Annotated in this window: 13 protein-coding genes; 7 read left to right on the forward strand and 6 right to left on the reverse strand. The window is 71.6% G+C overall.

Translation table 11 applies throughout. From position 1 onward, the window contains the following. The first annotated feature begins 50 nt into the window (after window positions 1-50). From AAFX79_02440 to AAFX79_02450, 3 genes are all read left to right on the forward strand, one after another. On the forward strand, window positions 51-845 hold the full coding sequence (locus AAFX79_02440; protein MEO1007402.1) for a segregation/condensation protein A: 795 nt from the start codon (window positions 51-53) through the stop codon (window positions 843-845). Between the two features lie 138 nt (window positions 846-983). Continuing rightward, the gene (locus AAFX79_02445; protein ID MEO1007403.1) at window positions 984-1520 is read left to right on the forward strand and encodes a hypothetical protein; all 537 of its coding nucleotides are present in this window, start codon (window positions 984-986) and stop codon (window positions 1518-1520) included. An 8-nt stretch (window positions 1521-1528) separates the two neighbouring features. Next, window positions 1529-2884 carry a M24 family metallopeptidase gene (locus AAFX79_02450; GenBank protein ID MEO1007404.1) on the forward strand — a complete coding sequence of 452 codons (1356 nt, stop codon included), beginning with the start codon at window positions 1529-1531 and terminating at the stop codon, window positions 2882-2884. An 88-nt stretch (window positions 2885-2972) separates the two neighbouring features. Here the strand turns inward: AAFX79_02450 and AAFX79_02455 are convergent, their stop codons facing one another. The 4 genes from AAFX79_02455 to AAFX79_02470 form a co-directional block, all read right to left on the reverse strand. Next, window positions 2973-3629, reverse strand: coding sequence for a hypothetical protein (locus tag AAFX79_02455; protein MEO1007405.1), 657 nt, complete (start codon window positions 3627-3629; stop codon window positions 2973-2975). A gap of 224 nt (window positions 3630-3853) precedes the next feature. Beyond that, complete coding sequence (locus AAFX79_02460) at window positions 3854-6172, reverse strand: hypothetical protein (GenBank protein ID MEO1007406.1); 2319 nt, start codon at window positions 6170-6172, stop codon at window positions 3854-3856. Next, window positions 6169-7398, reverse strand: a complete 1230-nt coding sequence (locus tag AAFX79_02465; protein ID MEO1007407.1) for a GC-type dockerin domain-anchored protein — start codon at window positions 7396-7398, stop codon at window positions 6169-6171. The genes AAFX79_02460 and AAFX79_02465 overlap by 4 nt, the downstream gene beginning before the upstream one ends. A gap of 57 nt (window positions 7399-7455) precedes the next feature. Next, a complete protein-coding gene (locus tag AAFX79_02470) occupies window positions 7456-8712 on the reverse strand; it encodes a pyridoxal phosphate-dependent aminotransferase (protein ID MEO1007408.1) in 1257 nt (418 codons plus the stop codon). Between the two features lie 172 nt (window positions 8713-8884). Between AAFX79_02470 and AAFX79_02475 the strand changes: the two genes are divergently transcribed. Continuing rightward, the gene (locus AAFX79_02475) at window positions 8885-9415 is read left to right on the forward strand and encodes an HAD hydrolase family protein (GenBank protein MEO1007409.1); all 531 of its coding nucleotides are present in this window, start codon (window positions 8885-8887) and stop codon (window positions 9413-9415) included. Window positions 9416-9495: 80 nt separating this feature from the next. Next, window positions 9496-12543, forward strand: coding sequence for a hypothetical protein (locus tag AAFX79_02480; GenBank protein MEO1007410.1), 3048 nt, complete (start codon window positions 9496-9498; stop codon window positions 12541-12543). Between the two features lie 20 nt (window positions 12544-12563). On the opposite strand, the gene AAFX79_02485 is transcribed toward AAFX79_02480, so the two are convergent. Then, window positions 12564-13115, reverse strand: coding sequence for an NADH-quinone oxidoreductase subunit C (locus AAFX79_02485; GenBank protein MEO1007411.1), 552 nt, complete (start codon window positions 13113-13115; stop codon window positions 12564-12566). 11 nt (window positions 13116-13126) lie between these two features. Continuing rightward, window positions 13127-13738 (reverse strand): hypothetical protein, encoded by a 612-nt coding sequence (locus AAFX79_02490; protein ID MEO1007412.1) that lies wholly within the window; start codon window positions 13736-13738, stop codon window positions 13127-13129. A 192-nt stretch (window positions 13739-13930) separates the two neighbouring features. Between AAFX79_02490 and AAFX79_02495 the strand changes: the two genes are divergently transcribed. Next, window positions 13931-14197 carry a hypothetical protein gene (locus AAFX79_02495; GenBank protein MEO1007413.1) on the forward strand — a complete coding sequence of 89 codons (267 nt, stop codon included), beginning with the start codon at window positions 13931-13933 and terminating at the stop codon, window positions 14195-14197. Window positions 14198-14516: 319 nt separating this feature from the next. Further along, window positions 14517-15944 carry a DPP IV N-terminal domain-containing protein gene (locus AAFX79_02500; protein ID MEO1007414.1) on the forward strand — a complete coding sequence of 476 codons (1428 nt, stop codon included), beginning with the start codon at window positions 14517-14519 and terminating at the stop codon, window positions 15942-15944. Window positions 15945-15994 lie beyond the last annotated feature (50 nt).

The following is a 15994-nucleotide window of genomic DNA, read 5'->3' on the forward strand; positions in this document are numbered from 1 at the left end:
AGGGTAGACCGGCGGCCGCCAACCGCACCTATCCGCACCTAACCTGCCCGATGGAGCCCACCGGCCCCGCCATCACCGTCGAGGCCTTCCAGGGGCCCATGGATCTGCTGCTGCATCTGGTGCGCGTGCGCGAGGTGGACATCCACGACATCCCGATCGCCGACATCGCCGACCAGTACGTCGCCGCGGTGGGCGATCTGAGCCGCGTGGACATCGAGGCCGCCGGCGAGTTCCTGGTGATGGCCGCCACGCTCGTGCAGATCAAGAGCCGCGTCATCGCCGCCGAGAACATGACCGATGAGGACCGGGCCGATCGCGACGAGGCCGAGCGCGTCGAGGACGATCCACGGGCCGAGCTCGTCAAGCAGCTGCTCGAGTACAAGCGGACCCGCGAGCGCGCCGACGCCCTCGAATCCCGGCTGGCCGACTGGCAGGCGCGGGTCCGCGTCGCGCCCGCGGCTCGGCCCGACATCGAGACCGACGACGACGACGCGCCCGTCGACCTCGAGGACCTGAGCCTGGCCGACATCGTCGCCGCCTTCGAGCACATCGCCGAGGCCATCCAGTTCGATCGTCTGGGCGACCACGCCATCGTCGACGACGACACACCCATCGAACTGCACCAGGCCGACGTCCTCGATCGGCTGCAGCGCGTCGAGGCCGCCGGCGGCCGCCCAGCGCTGGCGCTGGTCGACGTCTTCACCGGCCGCAACCGCCTGGAGGCCATCGGCTTGTTTCTGGCGATCCTCGAGCTGCTCCGCAACCACCAGCTGAGCGCGTGGCGAGCGGAGGGAGAGGGCGGCATCTGGGTCGGGCGAGTCGCCGCCGAAGCCGCCAACGAGTAAGTCGCCAGCAAGCGAGCACGGTGGCCAGCGATCGCAGCGAAGGTCCCGGCACGGGCAACTCCATATCGACCATCGCGGACGCCAATGCACGCCTACGCCAGCAGGCCGGACGTGGCGTCGGACTCGCTACGCTCGTCCGTGCGATCGGACGCCCCCACCATCACCGACGACCGCGGCCGCGATCGCCCGCTCCGGCCGCCGCGCCTCGTGCTGCCGTGGCACGGGCGGGCGTTCCTCGCCATGCCGGGGCGGTGGGTGTTCCTGGCGATGCTGCTGCTGGCGGCGGGGCTCGCGTGGGCGACCGTCCGCACGGGGTGGAGCGGGCTGCGGATCGTCCGCGGCGGGCCGATGCCCGGCGAATCGCTCGACATCGTGCTCGCCGTCGGCGGGGCGATGCTCGTGCTGCTGCTGACCGGCGTCGGGCTGCCGGCGATGTACCTGTGGATCGCGTCGGCCCGCACCCGCTCGTGGCGCGCGCGGCTGCGGCTGCTGGCGGGCCGCTGCGCGGCGTGCGAGTACGACATGTCCGGCCTGCTGCCCGAGGACGACGAGCGCTGCGTCTGCCCCGAGTGCGCGGCCGCGTGGCGGTGCGATCTGCTCTCGGCCGGTGCGCACAATTACGGGGCGATCACCCGCTCGCTCAATCGATCGGCTGCACGACGGCACGGCCGCTAGAGTCGGCGATGCCAGCCGACTACCTGCCCGCTCGCCGCCGCCGCATCGCCGCCGCGCTCGCCAAAAAGTCTCGCGAACTCGCGGGCGATGGCGCACCGCTGCCGATCGTGCTCGTCGGCGCGGGCGAGATGATCCCGGTCGCCGGGGCGCACGATCGCACCTACCCGTACATCGCGCACTCCCACTACTACTACCTGGCCGAACAGGAGTGCCCGGGCGGCGTGCTGGCGATCGATCTCGAGGAGGCCGAAGCCGAGAACCCGTGGCACGCCTTCGCGCCAGAGGTCACCGATGCTCGCCGGACCTGGGAGGGTGACGTCGAATGGGAGGGTCGCCCGCTAGCCGAATTCGCGGCCTGGCTCGCGCCTCGCGTCGGCGCCGGTCGCGGGCGGGCGATCGCGGCGCTAGGCAACCCGCCCGCGGGCATCAACGTGTCGCACGGGGTCGACGGGCCGCTGGCCGCGGCGCTGGATGACGCGTTCCTGCATGCCCGCCGCGTGCTCGATGATCGCGAGATCGACCTCATGCAGCGCGCGGCCGAAGCGACGGCCCACGGCCACGCCTGGGCGCGCGAGCACATCACCAGCGGAACGGCCGATGGCGTTACGGAGCGGGCGATCCAGATCGAACTCGAGGCCGAGTTCTTTCGCGGTGGTGGCGATGCGACCGCCTACGACACCATCGTCGGCTGCGGCGCCAACGCGGCCGTGCTGCACTTCTTCCCGAGCGAGCGCGTGGTGCACCGCGGCGAGTGCGTGCTCATCGACGCCGGCGCCCAGGTGCGGCGCTACGCCGCGGACGTCACGCGCACGTGGCCCGTCGGCGAGCCGACCAGCGTACAGCGGGACCTGATCAACATCGTCTGCGACGCCGAGGAGAGCGCCATCGCGATGTGCGTGCCTGGAGTCGAGTGGCACGACGTGCACCGCCACGCGAGCGAGAGAGTGCTCGAGGGGCTGGCCGGACTGGGCGCCCTGAAGGGCGACCCCGCTGAACTCGTCGAGCGGGGCATCGCGGCGCTGTTCTTCCCGCACGGCGTGGGCCACATGATCGGGCTTGGCGTCCGGGGCGCGGGTGGCCGCCAGCCCGGGCGTGCGCCCCGTCCCGGCCCCGGCGAGGTCCGCGTTCGTGTCGACATGCCGCTGGCCGCCGGCCATGGGTTTACGGTCGAGCCCGGGCTCTACTTCATTCCGCAGCTGATCGATCCGGACGCCACGCGGCAGCGCTTCGCCGACGCCGTCAACTGGAGCACGATCGACGCCCTGCGCACCGAGATCCAGGGCATCCGCATCGAGGACGACATCGTGATCCGCGAGGGTCGGCCCGAGGTGCTCACGTCGTCGATCGAGAAGCGGCCGGGGTAGCCGCCGCACACCGGGCTGCGTGCGAACGGCACTGCCGCGGCATCGGTGCGCCGATCGTGGCGGACCCCGCCGGGCTGCTTGGCTTTCTTTAGTCGCCGCCGCCGACGCCACCACGGCCGATGCCGAACGCCGACATCACCGCGAACAAGATCCACAGCGCATCGAAGCCCGACAGGAAGTTCTCGTTGCGGGTCTCGGTGAAGATCTCCCGCATGGCCGCACGAACGGCCTCGCGGTCCTCCTCGAACTTGTTGCGGTAGGCCTCGCGGATGATCTGCTGGTCCGCGGGCGAGGACGACTCCCATCGGGCCATCGCGTCGTCCCAGAGGTCGGCGGGATAGTCCTCCTCCAGCCAGGCATCCTCGTAGGTCATGCCCACGGGCCAGTCGATCTCGATGCCTTCTTCCATGTACTGCTGCGCCACGTCGTCGGCGATCAGCGACATGAGGATATCGTCGTCGAACTCGGTGGTTTCGAACATCTGCTCGGCGTCGCTGTAGCTCACCTCCCAGGCCGCCAGCTTGCCGCCGGCGATGGCCGCCAGCGCGACGACCGCCGCCAGGATGCCCGTGCCATCCCCCGTGCGGCCGCCCGAGCCCGCGACGGCCCCGATGCCGCACAGCACGCCCACGCCCCAGGCGATCCAGCCGATCTCGTAGCCCGTGTGGTAGGCGATGACCCCCCAGATGGTGGCCCCGATGATGCCGCCCACCAGGGCGCCGACCAGTGCGCGTGCGAATTGCATGGCTCTCCGTCCCGCCCCACGGGCGACCGCAAACCCCCAACACCAGCCCGCGTCGTTGCGCTCGCGGGGAACTCGCGGGCATGCTACCGAGACTCGGGCGTCATTACAAGGGAATCTGCGTGCTCCAATAGGGAGATTTCGGAGTCACACGCTCGGGGTCCGCCGGTGCCGCACATCTCCTGACTTCTTATGTCGCCTCGGGAGCCGGGCGGTGCCGCTGGGGCTCACGGGCAGGCGTCGGGGTCACCCAGCACCTCCAGCAGCCGAAGCACGTCGAGGGTGTCGACACGGCCGCTGCGGTCCAGGTCTGCCGCGGGCGCACCGCGGGCGACGAGGTCGGCCATCGCGAGCACGTCAAAGGCGTCGATGGCGCCGCTGCCGTCGACGTCGGCTCCCGATCGCACGCGACCGGCCAGTTCGATGTCGTCGAGGACCAGCCGGCCGGTCGCGCGGCCGTCGAAGACGATGGCGAGTCCCGCGAGTCTGGTAAGGTCCAGCTCGGGCTCGGCCGCGACGAATGCCGCCAGCGGGAAGCGGTACGTCTCGAACATCGTCTTCCACCCGATCCCCGGGGCGGGCCCGTCCGGGTAGGCCAGCGGGCCCTGCGGCGCATCGGACAGCCGCAGCCGCGCGACGCGGCCGGACTGGTCGTGCAGTTCGACGGACAGGTCGATCTCGGCGCCAACGGGGTTGCGCGGATCGCCGTGCAGCTGCGCGAGCCGGAAACTCAGGTCCATCCAGCAGCGGGCGTCCAGGCCGCCGGAGTCCGAGAGCGTCTCGTAGAAGCCCAGCCCGGTCGTCGTCCACGCCACGTCCAGCCCGGACGTGGGCCAGTACAGCGTCTGGAAGTCGAGCATCCACCGCTCGTCGGCCACGTCCAGCTCCGGGGCGTAGGCCACCGGCAGTCCGAGGCTGTTGGTGAACGGATCGCCCACGCCGCCGACGCGATCGAGGTCGTTGTTCGCGAACGACACGCCCGCGCCCACCTCTTCCAGGCTCGCGGTCCAGATGCCCCAGCCGGGGTTGCGGAACAGGGCGACGTGGTCGTTGAACAGTCGCTCGACGGGAAACATGCGGTCGTAGTTGGTCTGTCCGTCGTACGCCGCCCCGGCGCAGGCCAGCACGGCCGGCAGCGTCGGCGAGCCCACGCGGAAGTCCGAGATGATCGCGCGGCCGCCGCCGCAGACATACGCGGCGAGCGGCGCGTCGAACGGATGGCTGGCCGTCGAGCTGCCGTCCTGGTTCGCGCTGATGATCAGGTCCCAGCCGCCGGCCACGATGCGGGTCGCGAACTCGCGGCGATCCGACACCTGCACGATCTCGCCGACGCGACCGGTGGCGGCCTCGGCGTTGAGCGCCGGCCGGTAGAGATCGGTGCCGCGGATGTTGTCGAGGAAGAACAGCACGCGGGCGCCCTCGTCTTCGGCCAGAAGAGCGCGCAGCTCCTCGCGGAGCACGCGGATGCCCACCTCGCGGTCGACGAAGGTGTCGCTCAGGAAGCCGTTGACGAAGGTCTGCCCGGGGATGCCGACGATCGCGTCGGCGAACGACTCGGTCGAGTCATCCTCGAAATTGTCGATCACCAGCCGCTCGGGCTCGTGGATCTGGTAGTGCACCGTTGCGCCGTCCTCGAGCAGATCGTGGCTGCGGCGGAGGGCGTCGAGCGCCGCCTCGTCGTCGAAGAAGTGGTGCACCACGAACGGCACGATGGCCGATGCGGCGGCGTCCTGGGCCTCGTGTCGCGGGATGACCGTGGCGCCCAGCGCGCCATGGTCGTCGAAGGCGTGGTGCCCCGATCCATCGACGTAGGCGTAGTGCCGCAGCCGGTCGCCGTATTCGTAGATCGCGATGGACTGCCCGTTGGCGACGCAGCCGTCCTCGTCCCGAGAGCCGTACACGACCTGCGTTGCGGGCATGCCGGGGTACCGCACGGCGTAGTCACCGATGGGCGTGCCATAGGGCAGCGGGCAGGGCGCCAGGAGCACCATGAACTCGGGATCGAGCGGAGGGCCGGGAGAAGAGCCCACGAGGTACAGCGCCGCGCCGGCCCCATGGGAGTGGCCCGCGAGCCCGTACCGCTCGTCGTCCACCTTGCCGAACAGGAAGTGCCCGGGCGACTGCGACCATTGCAGGACTCGGTTCGTCGTGGCCCGCAGGAGTTCGCGGTGCAGGTCGCTCACGTCTCCCGGGCCGGAGTGCCAGTCCCCGTTGTGCCGCACCGAGGCGATGATCACGCCGCGGCTCGCGAGCAGCGGGAAGAGGTAGTCGTACCAGTCGTAGTCCGAGCCGCCCGCGTGCGCGAACACGATGAAGGGCAGCGGGCCGGCGTTGGGCACGATCGGCGCATCCTCGCCCCGAGAGGTCGCCGGGTAGCTGATCTGCATCTCCCAGTCCCGCGCCCGGCCCTCGAGGGTGAGGGTCGACGCCCAGTAGCGGTAGCCCCACTGGTATCGCCCGGGTTCGAGCCACGGCTCGTCGGCCGTCGACGGCGCCGCAAGCAGCGCGAGCAATGCGCACACCGCGATCGCCGTCCCGCGCCTCATGGGCAGCCCCCGTCGAAGGCGTTCTGGAAGGCCAGGAAGTCGAAGAGCGTGAGCACGCCGTCGCCGTCGATGTCTGCACGCGGCTCGCCCGCGTCGAAGGCATTCTGGAAGGCGAGGAAGTCGAAGAGCGTGAGCTCTCCGTCGCCGTCGAAGTCGGCCACGCAGCCCGCGAGGCGGACGATCCAGGACTGCGAATTCGCGATCGAGCCCTCGTACCCCCAGCCCGTCATCCACTCACCGCTGGGCGAGATGGACGCAACGAACGAGAACACGAACCCCGGCGGGTACGCCACGCCGCTAGCGTCGAGGAAGTCCTCGACCGCCGTCGTTCCGACGCCCTCTTGCCACACGAAACCCCGGCCGAAGGTCGCCGGCCCGAGCGGCCAGGTGCCCCCCACGACGATCGAGCCGTCGGCCGTCGTCGACGTGGCCGCGGTGTTCCGCTGCGCCGCGGGCGGGCTCGGCAGCGGCTGGTACTCGTCGGTGTCGACGTTGTAGCGATACGCCACGCCCGGCGCCCCGATGCCGAAGCCCACGACGTACCGCCCGTCGTCCGAGACGCCGAAGGCCTCGAGCGCGGGCCGGCCGGCATCGGTGGAGATCAGCTCCTGCACGCCGTCGACCCACACGGCGCCCTGGCGGCCCGCGCCGTCCTGCCACCCCGCGACGACGTTGCCGTCGAGGTCGACCGCGCTGGCGCGCGCCGACGTGCCGATGGCCGCCGTGCCCAGGTCGATCACGCCGACGCCCTCGGTCCACTGCATCGCGTGCGCGTCGGCCGTGCCGAGCAGCGTCCAGCCCAGGCCGACGACCGATCGACCGTCGCCCGAGATGTTCCAGCCGCTGGAGATCTCGTCGTCCACCGGCTCGCCGAAACCCGGTATGAAGCCCAGCGGCGTCCATTCCCCGGTCGTGCGGTCGTAGCGGGCCATCTCGTGCCAACCCGGCCCATCGTTGAAGATCGTGCCGCAGACGTACCGACCGTCGTTGGAGATCTTCGCCTGGCCGCCCACGCCCGAGCCCGCGGGCACGCCGCCGATGAGTTCCACGCCGCCGTCCTCGGTCCAGAGGAAGTACTCGCCGGCGGGGTGGTTGAAGGAGCCCACGGCGACGCCGGCGTCGCTGATGCCCTCCATGAGCCCCTGGCCAACGGGCGTGGTCCAGAACTGGCCGAGGGCCGCCCCGCCGCAGCAGAGCACGATGACAGCGGTGAGGCGTGGCGCCATGTCGGGTCTCCGGGATTCGGTGGGTGGCATTGTGGCGCGAGTATACCGCGCGCGAACCTATTTGAGGCCCCCAACAAACACCGCAAGCCGGCGTAGCCCCTCGCGGATATCGTCGTCCGAGCAGGCGTAGCTGATGCGGACGTGCTCGTCGCCGCACCCGCCGAAGGCCCCGCCGGGGACCATCGCCACGCCCTGCTCCTCGAGCAGCGCCTCGCAGAAGCCCAGCGAGTCATGGATGGTGGCTCCGCCGGCGCTGGTTCCGCCGTAGAAGCTCGCCACCTTCGGGAAGGCGTACATGGCTCCCGAGGGCCGGGCGGTCTCGATGCCGTCGATGCCGCCCAGCAGGTCGATGACGAGGTCCCGCCGCCCCTCGAAGGTCGCGCGGATGCGCTCGATCTCACCGCTCGCCTCCGAGAACGCGGCCTCGATGGCCGGGTAGAGGAACGAGGTGATGTTGGTCACGCTCTGGCCCTGGACCCGGGCCATGCCGGGAATCAGCGTCTCGGCCAACTCGCCGGTGGCCGCCGCGTAGCCCACCCGCCAGCCGGTCATCGCGTAGCTCTTGCTGAGCGCGTTGAGCGTGACGGTGCGATCGGCGACGCCGGGCAGCGCACCGAAGGACGCGTGCTCCATGCCGTCGAAGATCAGCTTCTCGTAGATCTCGTCGGTGATGACGACGAGGTGGGGCGCGATGGCCCTCGCGGCGTCGGCAACCACCTCGGCGATCTTCTGCATCCGTTGGCGGTCCATCACCGTGCCGCACGGATTCGACGGGGAGTTGATCACCAGCAGCCGGCTCCGCGGCGTTATGGCCTCCCGCAGCGCCGCCGGCGAGAGCGCGAAGCCGTCGGCTGCCAATAGGGGCACCTCGACGATCGTGCCCCCGCACATCCGGGCGATGGGCGCGTAGCTCACCCACGCGGGCGCCGGCACGATGACCTCCCACGTGCCCCCGTCGGGCGCCGGATCGCCCAGCAGCGCGAAGCAGGCCTGGAAGAACGCCGCCTTGGCACCGCTGGTAATGATGACGCCGTCGGCGTCGATCGGCAGGTCGTTGTCCTCGCACAGCTTGCGGGCGATCGCCTCGCGCGCGGGCTTCGGGCCGGCGGCGGCCTCGTACTTGGTGCGGCCCGCGTGCAGCGCATCGATCGCGGCCCGCTTGATGACCTCGGGCGTGTCGAAGTCCGGCTCGCCCGCGCCGAAGCCGATGATGTCGCGACCCTCGGCCTTCAGCCGCTTGGCCCGCGTGGCGACGGCGACGGTGGCCGAGGGCTCCAGATCCGCCACCCGCGACGACATACGCAACCAGGCCATCCGCCCTCCAGCCTCGCGAGCCGCACAAAGAACGGGCGCGACCACGCGCGCCCGGCGGGACCCGCCGCCCGCCGAAGCGCTAAAGATACGCCCAGGGCCACCGCGACGAGCCAGGACGGTTCGGCGACGCCCGCGATCGGTCGGTCCGCCAAGGCCGGCCTACGGAACGGGCATGGACACCACCTCCGAATTCCGCGAGCGAGCCAAGGACGTCCGCGTGCTGCTGTGCGACGTCGACGGCACCCTCACCGACGGGGCGCTCTACCTCGACGACGACAACGTCGAGACCCGCCGTTTCTGCGTCCGCGACGGCCAGGGCATCACGGCCTGGCGGCGGCTGGAGCGGCCCGTGGCGATCATCACCGCCCGCCCCGGCAAGGCCGTCCTTGAGCGGGCCCGCATGCTGGGCGTCGACGCGGTCCTCGAACGGGTCGAGGACAAGCACGCCGCCGTCCGGAGCGTGCTCGGTCGGCTGGGCTACGCGAGCGAGCAGGCGGCCTTCGTCGGCGACGATCTCGCGGACCTGCGGGCCTTCCGGGCCGTGGGCTGCCCGATTGCCGTCGCCGACGCCGACCCGCACGTCCGGGCCCGCGCGGCGCTGGTGACCGAGGCCCGCGGCGGCCACGGCGCGGTGCGGGAGGCGATCTGGAGGATCCTGGAGGTCCAGGGCCTGCTGGAGCACGTCATCGAGATGTACAGTTGACGATGCCGGCCCTCCGACGAGAACCAGCTCGATCACCAGCACGAGCAGCAGCGCGGTCACCGCAACGCCGAGGCGGCGCGGTGCAACGGATCCTCGCCGCCCTCGCCGTGGCCGCCATCCTCGTGGCCGTGTTCGTGTACGTCTTCGCGGCCCCGAGCGGCCCGACGCCCGGGCGGCAGTCCGAGGCGCTCCCGCCGCCGGAGCTGCAGCCCGGCGCGCAGCTCGGCGCGGGCGGGCAGCTGGCCCAGCGAGTAGACGTCTACTTCCAGGACGGCAGCCAGCCGGGCCGGACGGCCGCCCGGATGATCGCCGACGAGATGGCGCCCGACGGCCCCCGCCGCTACCGCGCCGCGGCGCCCCGCGTGTGGCTGTACCAGTCCAGCGGACGCACCATCCACGTGCAGTCGGAGACCGGCGACCTCGTCACGCCCTCCCGCGAGCAGCCGCCCGAGCGGGGCACGCTCCGCGGCGACGTGCTCGTCCGCCTGTTCGATGCCGGCGTGGCAACCGAGCCCGGGGACCTCGCGGCCGCGCCGGTGGCGGCCACCTTCCGCAGCGAGAGCCTCGACTTCAACGTCGAGCTCGGCACGCTCTCCACCACCGACGTGGTCCGCGGTGGCACCGATGCGGTGACCTTCGAGGCCCGCGGCCTCGACGTGCGGGGCAACGAGGTTACACGCCAATTCGAGCGGCTGGAATCGCCGGGCGGCGGCACCGCGTCGTACACGCCCCGCGACGAGCCGATCGCAGCCGAGCCTGACGCAGGGCAAGAGCCGGCCGATGCCACGGCTGGTGAACCCGGTGCAGCGGCGCCTCGGCATCCGCAGCGCGGTGCACCGGCGGACGATGCCGCGGCGCCCGATCCATCCGGTTCGTCCGAAACTGCCGGCGTCGTCGAGCGCTTCTACCACCTCCGCATCGCCGGCGGCGTCGTCGTCGAGCGGGGCGGGCTGGAGGTTGACGCCGACACCCTCGATGCGTGGATCCGCTTGGAGAACGATCGGCTGGCCGACGACGCGATCGCGCCGCTGGCCCGCCGCGGCGGCCTGCCGGTGGAGACCGGGGCCCGCCTGCTCGCCGCGGTGCTGGCCTCCTTGGGCGATCAAGCGACCAGCGATGATCGGTCGGCGGACGTGCCCGTCACGATGACCTGGAGCGGCCCGCTCGTGGCCCGCCCCATGCTCGACGAGCCGCCCGAGCTGGCGTGGGACGACATCGCGCTGCGGTTCGGCGCGGCCGAGCGGGGCCTGGTCCGCCTCGCCGATGCCGAGACGTCGGCCGTCGGCCACGCCGCGGCCATCGACTACTACCCCACGACGCAGCGGGCGGTGCTGGTGGGGCCGTCGTCCAACAGCGTGTACGTGAGCGCGCCGGGGGTGGGCGAGGCCCGCGGCATCCGCGTCGAGCTCGACCTGCTCGCCCGCGAGGCGCGGCTCATCGGGCCCGGGCAGCTCGCGGCGTTGGGTGGCGACGAGCAAGGCAGCATTGCGTGGGCCGAGCGCGCCGACCTGGACTTCGTTCGCCTACCCGGTGCCGGCGACGCCGGCGAGCCCCGCGTGTCGCTCTCGTCCGCCGACTTCCGTGGCAAGGTGGAGGCCATCGCGGGCGATGCGCGGCTCGCGGGCGATCGCGTCGCCGCCGAGTTCTTCGAGGTCGAGGCCGACCGCCCGCTGGTCCGCCGGCTCGTCATCGATCGCGAGGCCAACCAGCCCGCCAGCGCGGGCAGCGACCGCGCGGGCCGCCTCACCGGCGATCGCATCGAGGTCGAGTTCGCCCTCACCCAAGAGCGGGACCGCGCCGATCCGGTGCGGCTGCTCGCCAGGGGCTCGGTCACCGGGCGCGACGACCGGGCCACCTTCTCGTGCGGCACGCTCGACGCCGCCCTGCGGGCGACCAACGAGGGCCGCCGCATCGAGGTCGCCCGGGCCGAGCTCGACGGCGGCGTGGACCTGCGGGCCACGGATCGCGACGGAGTCCGCATCGAGGTGGTCGGCCGATCGCTCGTGGCCGAGCCCGAGCGGCAGTACATCGAGATCATCGCCGCCGAGGGCGAGACGGCCGAGGCGTCACGGGGCGTCAGCCGCATCCGCGGGCCGCAGATCACCCTCGACGGCGGCACGGGCATCGCGCAGGTGTTCGGGCCGGGCTCCTTCGCCCACGAGTTGCCCGGCGAACGGGGCGAGCGGCCGACCAAGCTCGACATCGCCTGGCGAAACTTCATGATCTTCGACGACGAACGGGGCCTGGCCGAGGCCGACGGCGCCGTCCAAGTCGTCGCCACCGACGAGCGGACCGAGGAGAACCGCGTCGCGGCCACCAACGTCCAGCTCGCCTTCGCACGTCCGGACGCGGACGCCGCCGAAGACGACCAGCCCAGCGCCTCCGAGAGCCTGCAGCGCGGCGAGCGCACGCTGCTGTGGGCCAAGGCCTTCGCCGAAGAGTCGCCCGGCGGCCGCGTCGTCGTCGAGATCAAGCGGTTCGCCCGTGGTGGCGGTCTGCGATCGGCCGTGGCGCTGCTCGTGCCCGAGCTCGATGTCGATGGTGCCACGGGCGACATGTCCGCCCCCGGCGCGGGCCGCGCCATCTTCTTCAGCACGCCGATGGACGACGCCGAACTTGCCGGGGACCTCGCCGACGAACCGGGCGGCCTCGATGCACTCGGCGGCGAGGGCGAGACCCTCGTCGACTGGTCGGGCGGCCTGGAGCTTGCGCGCGAACGCTCCAGGCTGGTCGTGAATCGCGGCGTGAGGCTGAGCCACCGCAGCACGCCCGAGGCCGACCAGATCGACATGGACTGCGAGACGCTCACTCTCGTGCTGGAGGAGGGCGGCGGCCGCGGCCGCAGCGGCGGCACGGCGCTCCGAGAGGCCCGGGCCGAGGGCGCCGTCTACGCCGCCACGCCCGCCCGGGAGATCGTCGCACGCTCGCTCCGCTTCGACGCTCGCACCGGCGAGGTCGTCGCGTCGGGCGACCCGGTCGCCCCCGTCGTGGTCTTCGATCGCGAGAGCGCCCAGCCCGCGTCGGCCGCCATGATCCGCTGGAACACCGAGACCGGCGAGTTCGTGATCGAGCGGCCGCTGCCCACCAGCGGCGCGGTCAGCGATCTCGTGCTCGAGGGTGGCGGCTGAGACGCCCGGTCGAACGGCCGCTACGCGTCGCTGCGATCCACGATCTTGTAGCTCTCGCGCTCGCCCTGCCCACGAACCGGGTAGTCCTTCCGCAGCGGGTGCGCCGGGTAGTCCTTCCACGTCAGGATGCGGCGCAGGTCCGGGTGGTTGCGGAAGCGGATGCCGAACATGTCGAACACCTCCCGCTCGGGCCACTCGGCTCCGGGCCACACGTCGCACACGCTGTCGACGTAGAGCGTCGGATCCTCCTCGATGCCGTCGGTAGGCAGCGAGGGATCGAGGAACACCTTGACGAAGAAGCGATCGTCCCGCTCGGTGGCGATCAGGTTGTAGACGACCGCGAAGCGGCCGAGCGTCTCGCCGGGGTAGTCCAGGTAGTCCACGCCGGCCACATCGGACAGGAAGTCGTACGCCCGCTTGTCCCGCAGGAAGAGCATGATGGCGTGCAGGGCGCCGGGCTCGACGACGAGGGTCGTCTGCCCCCGGAATTCCGTCGCCCGCAGCTTCGCGTCGGGGAAGGCCTCGCGGACGGCCGGGACTGTTGGGTGGTTCAGCGTCGGAGCGTCGGCCATGCGGATCCCCCTTAGGTCGCGGGCTTCGGGAGCGACGATAGCAGGCCGGCTTCCGCAAGAAGCCGCTCCTGTGCGTCGACCTCGTCATCCAGAATTGCGATCGGCGTCTCCCGCGGACCGGCCGCCCGGAGCACCCCCAGCAGGTCCTCGCGATCGAACTCGCCGTGGGACAGCGGGCACGGCGTCGGCGGGTCGCCGTCGCTGCCGGCCCGCTCGACACCGGTGAGCAGCACCGCCGCGGTGCGAGGGTGGCCGCCGAGCGCCTCGAGGATGCGGAGCAGGTGATCGGCCGCGTCGGGCAGCATGTCGGCCGACAGCATCATCGCGGGGTCGAGCAGCAGGCCGAGGCGCGGATCCTCGAACAGCGAGAGCGTCTTCTGGATGGAGGGCACGTCCGAGGCCATGTGGCGGCTGTGCGGGCGGAGCAGGATCTGCGTGCCCCGCCGGCTCGCCTCAGCGAGCGTGGCGCCCAGCACGTCCTCGAAGGCGGCCCACGCGTCGGGCGTCCAGGTGGGCGCGCCGGCCGGGAAGCGGTACCGCGCCGCATCGGCGTCCGGGCCCAGCCAGCCGCTCCATAGCACGACGGTCTCGCCCTCGCGGATGTCGATGGGCTCACGCAGCATGTTGTGTCGCGGCGCCCGCCAAGCTGTGCCGGACGCAACATCCACCATGCGGGGTTCCGGCTGTGCATGCGGCTGAAAGAGGAGCATCGGGAATGGTACTCGCGGGCGATTTCGCCCTGCGTCCGAAAATATGGAAGCCCTCGCCGCATCGCGCCGACAAGGGATCGCCCAGAAGGAACATGGAGATACGCGATGCGCGACGGGGCTCGGAGGCCGGCGTCGTGCGAGATGGCGGAGGCCCGCTCGCTTGAACCCAGAACGCGATTGACCCGGGAGCAGGTCGTCGATCGCATCATCTCGATCAACCGGTCGGCGTCGCCCGCCTTCCTGGAGCGATTCGAGGACGTCCAGCTGACGCGGTACCTCGCCCGGCTGAATCTCGCCGGTGGCCGGCCCGACGTGCCGTGGGTCCGCGCGGCGGACACGCCGGCGATCGTGGGCCGCGACGCCGCTCGCTAGCCCGAACCAGCCGCGCGAATCCGTGCGACCCACCCGAACGGACTGATGCCCCCAACCCCGTTGTCCGATCTCTGCCATCAGGAAGGATGGCGGCGGTCGAGCGACGGGTGCCGCACGTCCGATACAGATCACGAAGGCCGCGGACGGAGCCCCGCGGCGGCCTCGGCCCGGGCGGATGCCCGCGGCGGCCGGGACCGGGATGCTCGAGTTGTCCCGTCGCACAGGCGCCGGCGTGAGCCGGGGAGCAGGTAGCAGGGCAGCAGCCGCGGTGCACGAAGAGGACGCCCGCCACAGCCCGCCAAGGATGGAGGCTTCGCCGATGAGCTCGAACACGACGTACCACGCCGCACGCATCACCGCCGCCTCGGTCGCCATGCTGGTCGGCCTCGCGGCCGGCTGCACCACCGACGACGCCTCGGGCGACTCGATCCTGACCCAGCGGAGCAACGGCAACAGCCGCATCGCGCCGCTGCAGACCAGCCGCAGCGGCCAGTTCCGCGGCGACCAGTTCCGCGGCGGCGAGAGCGGCTTCTCGGGCTCCTCGCGGGGCGGCTCGGTCGCCCAGGGCACCAGCCCGCAGGGCAGGATCCAGCCGAGCGATCCCTACGCCGTCGCGCTGACCGCCGACGATCCGACGGGCTTCCAGCGGACCGGCGCCGCGCCGCGGACCGGCGAGCGGATCAGCCTGTCGCCCAAGACGCCCCCGCAGTTCCAGCCGACCGACGCGGTGCACGACTTCTACGGTGAGGTCTTCACCGACGCCGCCGGGCTTGTTCCGCTGGATCCCGATCGCGCGGGTGGCAACAACCTGGCGCAGGTCAGCTTCAGCGTCGAGGGTGCGGACTTCGACCCCGATGTCGCCCCCGACGGCCGCAGCGTGGTGTTCGCCAGCACGCAGCACAGCCTGACCAGCGACATCTTCGTCAAGCCGGTGGATAGCCGCGTGGTGACCCGCCTGACCAAGGACGAGGCCAACGACGTGATGCCCAAGTTCAGCCCCGACGGCGACCGCGTCGCCTTCGCGAGCAACCGCTCGGGCAACTGGGACATCTTCGTGACCCCCTCCACCGGTGGCGCCGCCGTCCAGGTGACCACCGAGAGCAGCCACGAGCTGCACCCCAGCTGGTCGCCCGACGGCCGGTACCTGGCCTTCAGCCGCCTCGGCGAGGTCAGCGGCAAGTGGGAGATCTGGGTCACCGACGTGAGTAACCCGGGCGTGACCAAGTTCCTGTCCTACGGCCTGTTCCCGGAGTGGTCGCCGGTCGCCGGCAACACCGCCAACGGCCAGGGCGAGCGGATCCTGTTCCAGCAGAGCAAGGAGCGGGGCGACCGCGCGTTCACGGTCTGGACGCTGGACTTCACCGACTTCAACGCCGGCAACCTGACCCAGGTCGCCTCGAGCCCATACGCCGCGTGCATCAACCCCTCGTGGAGCCGCGACGGCCAGTGGATCTCCTTCGCCACCGTGCCCAACCCGGCGCAGTGGGCCGAGATGAACGAGACCCGCCCCGCCATGGCCCAGCTGTGGATGGTCGCCAGCGACGGCACCTCGCTGGTCGAGCTGACCGACGACAACGCCGTCAACCTGATGCCCACCTGGGCCCCGGACAACCACATCTACTACATCTCCGATCGCGGCGGCGTAGACAACATCTGGTCGCTGAGCGCCCGCACCGCCATCATCGCCGCCACGGGCGAGGACCCGGGCGTCGGCCCGCGGTTCACCACGGTGCCGAACAACCCTTGAGGCACGAGCCGTGAGGCACTAGCCACATCGCGAGAACCCCAGCCCGGCGG

It is taken from the genome of Planctomycetota bacterium, assembly GCA_039819165.1.
GTDB lineage: Bacteria > Planctomycetota > Phycisphaerae > Phycisphaerales > UBA1924 > JAHCJI01.

What these genes read in the sequence shown, in the direction of transcription:
- AAFX79_02490 (MEO1007412.1), bottom strand. Translation starts at nt 13,738, where the DNA reads ATGCTGCGTGAGCCCATCGACATCCGCGAGGGCGAGACCGTCGTGCTA.
- AAFX79_02495 (MEO1007413.1), top strand. Translation starts at nt 13,931, where the DNA reads ATGCGCGACGGGGCTCGGAGGCCGGCGTCGTGCGAGATGGCGGAGGCC.
- AAFX79_02455 (MEO1007405.1), bottom strand. Translation starts at nt 3,629, where the DNA reads ATGCAATTCGCACGCGCACTGGTCGGCGCCCTGGTGGGCGGCATCATC.
- AAFX79_02485 (MEO1007411.1), bottom strand. Translation starts at nt 13,115, where the DNA reads ATGGCCGACGCTCCGACGCTGAACCACCCAACAGTCCCGGCCGTCCGC.
- AAFX79_02470 (MEO1007408.1), bottom strand. Translation starts at nt 8,712, where the DNA reads ATGGCCTGGTTGCGTATGTCGTCGCGGGTGGCGGATCTGGAGCCCTCG.
- AAFX79_02460 (MEO1007406.1), bottom strand. Translation starts at nt 6,172, where the DNA reads ATGAGGCGCGGGACGGCGATCGCGGTGTGCGCATTGCTCGCGCTGCTT.
- AAFX79_02440 (MEO1007402.1), top strand. Translation starts at nt 51, where the DNA reads ATGGAGCCCACCGGCCCCGCCATCACCGTCGAGGCCTTCCAGGGGCCC.
- AAFX79_02475 (MEO1007409.1), top strand. Translation starts at nt 8,885, where the DNA reads ATGGACACCACCTCCGAATTCCGCGAGCGAGCCAAGGACGTCCGCGTG.
- AAFX79_02465 (MEO1007407.1), bottom strand. Translation starts at nt 7,398, where the DNA reads ATGGCGCCACGCCTCACCGCTGTCATCGTGCTCTGCTGCGGCGGGGCG.
- AAFX79_02500 (MEO1007414.1), top strand. Translation starts at nt 14,517, where the DNA reads ATGAGCTCGAACACGACGTACCACGCCGCACGCATCACCGCCGCCTCG.
- AAFX79_02450 (MEO1007404.1), top strand. Translation starts at nt 1,529, where the DNA reads ATGCCAGCCGACTACCTGCCCGCTCGCCGCCGCCGCATCGCCGCCGCG.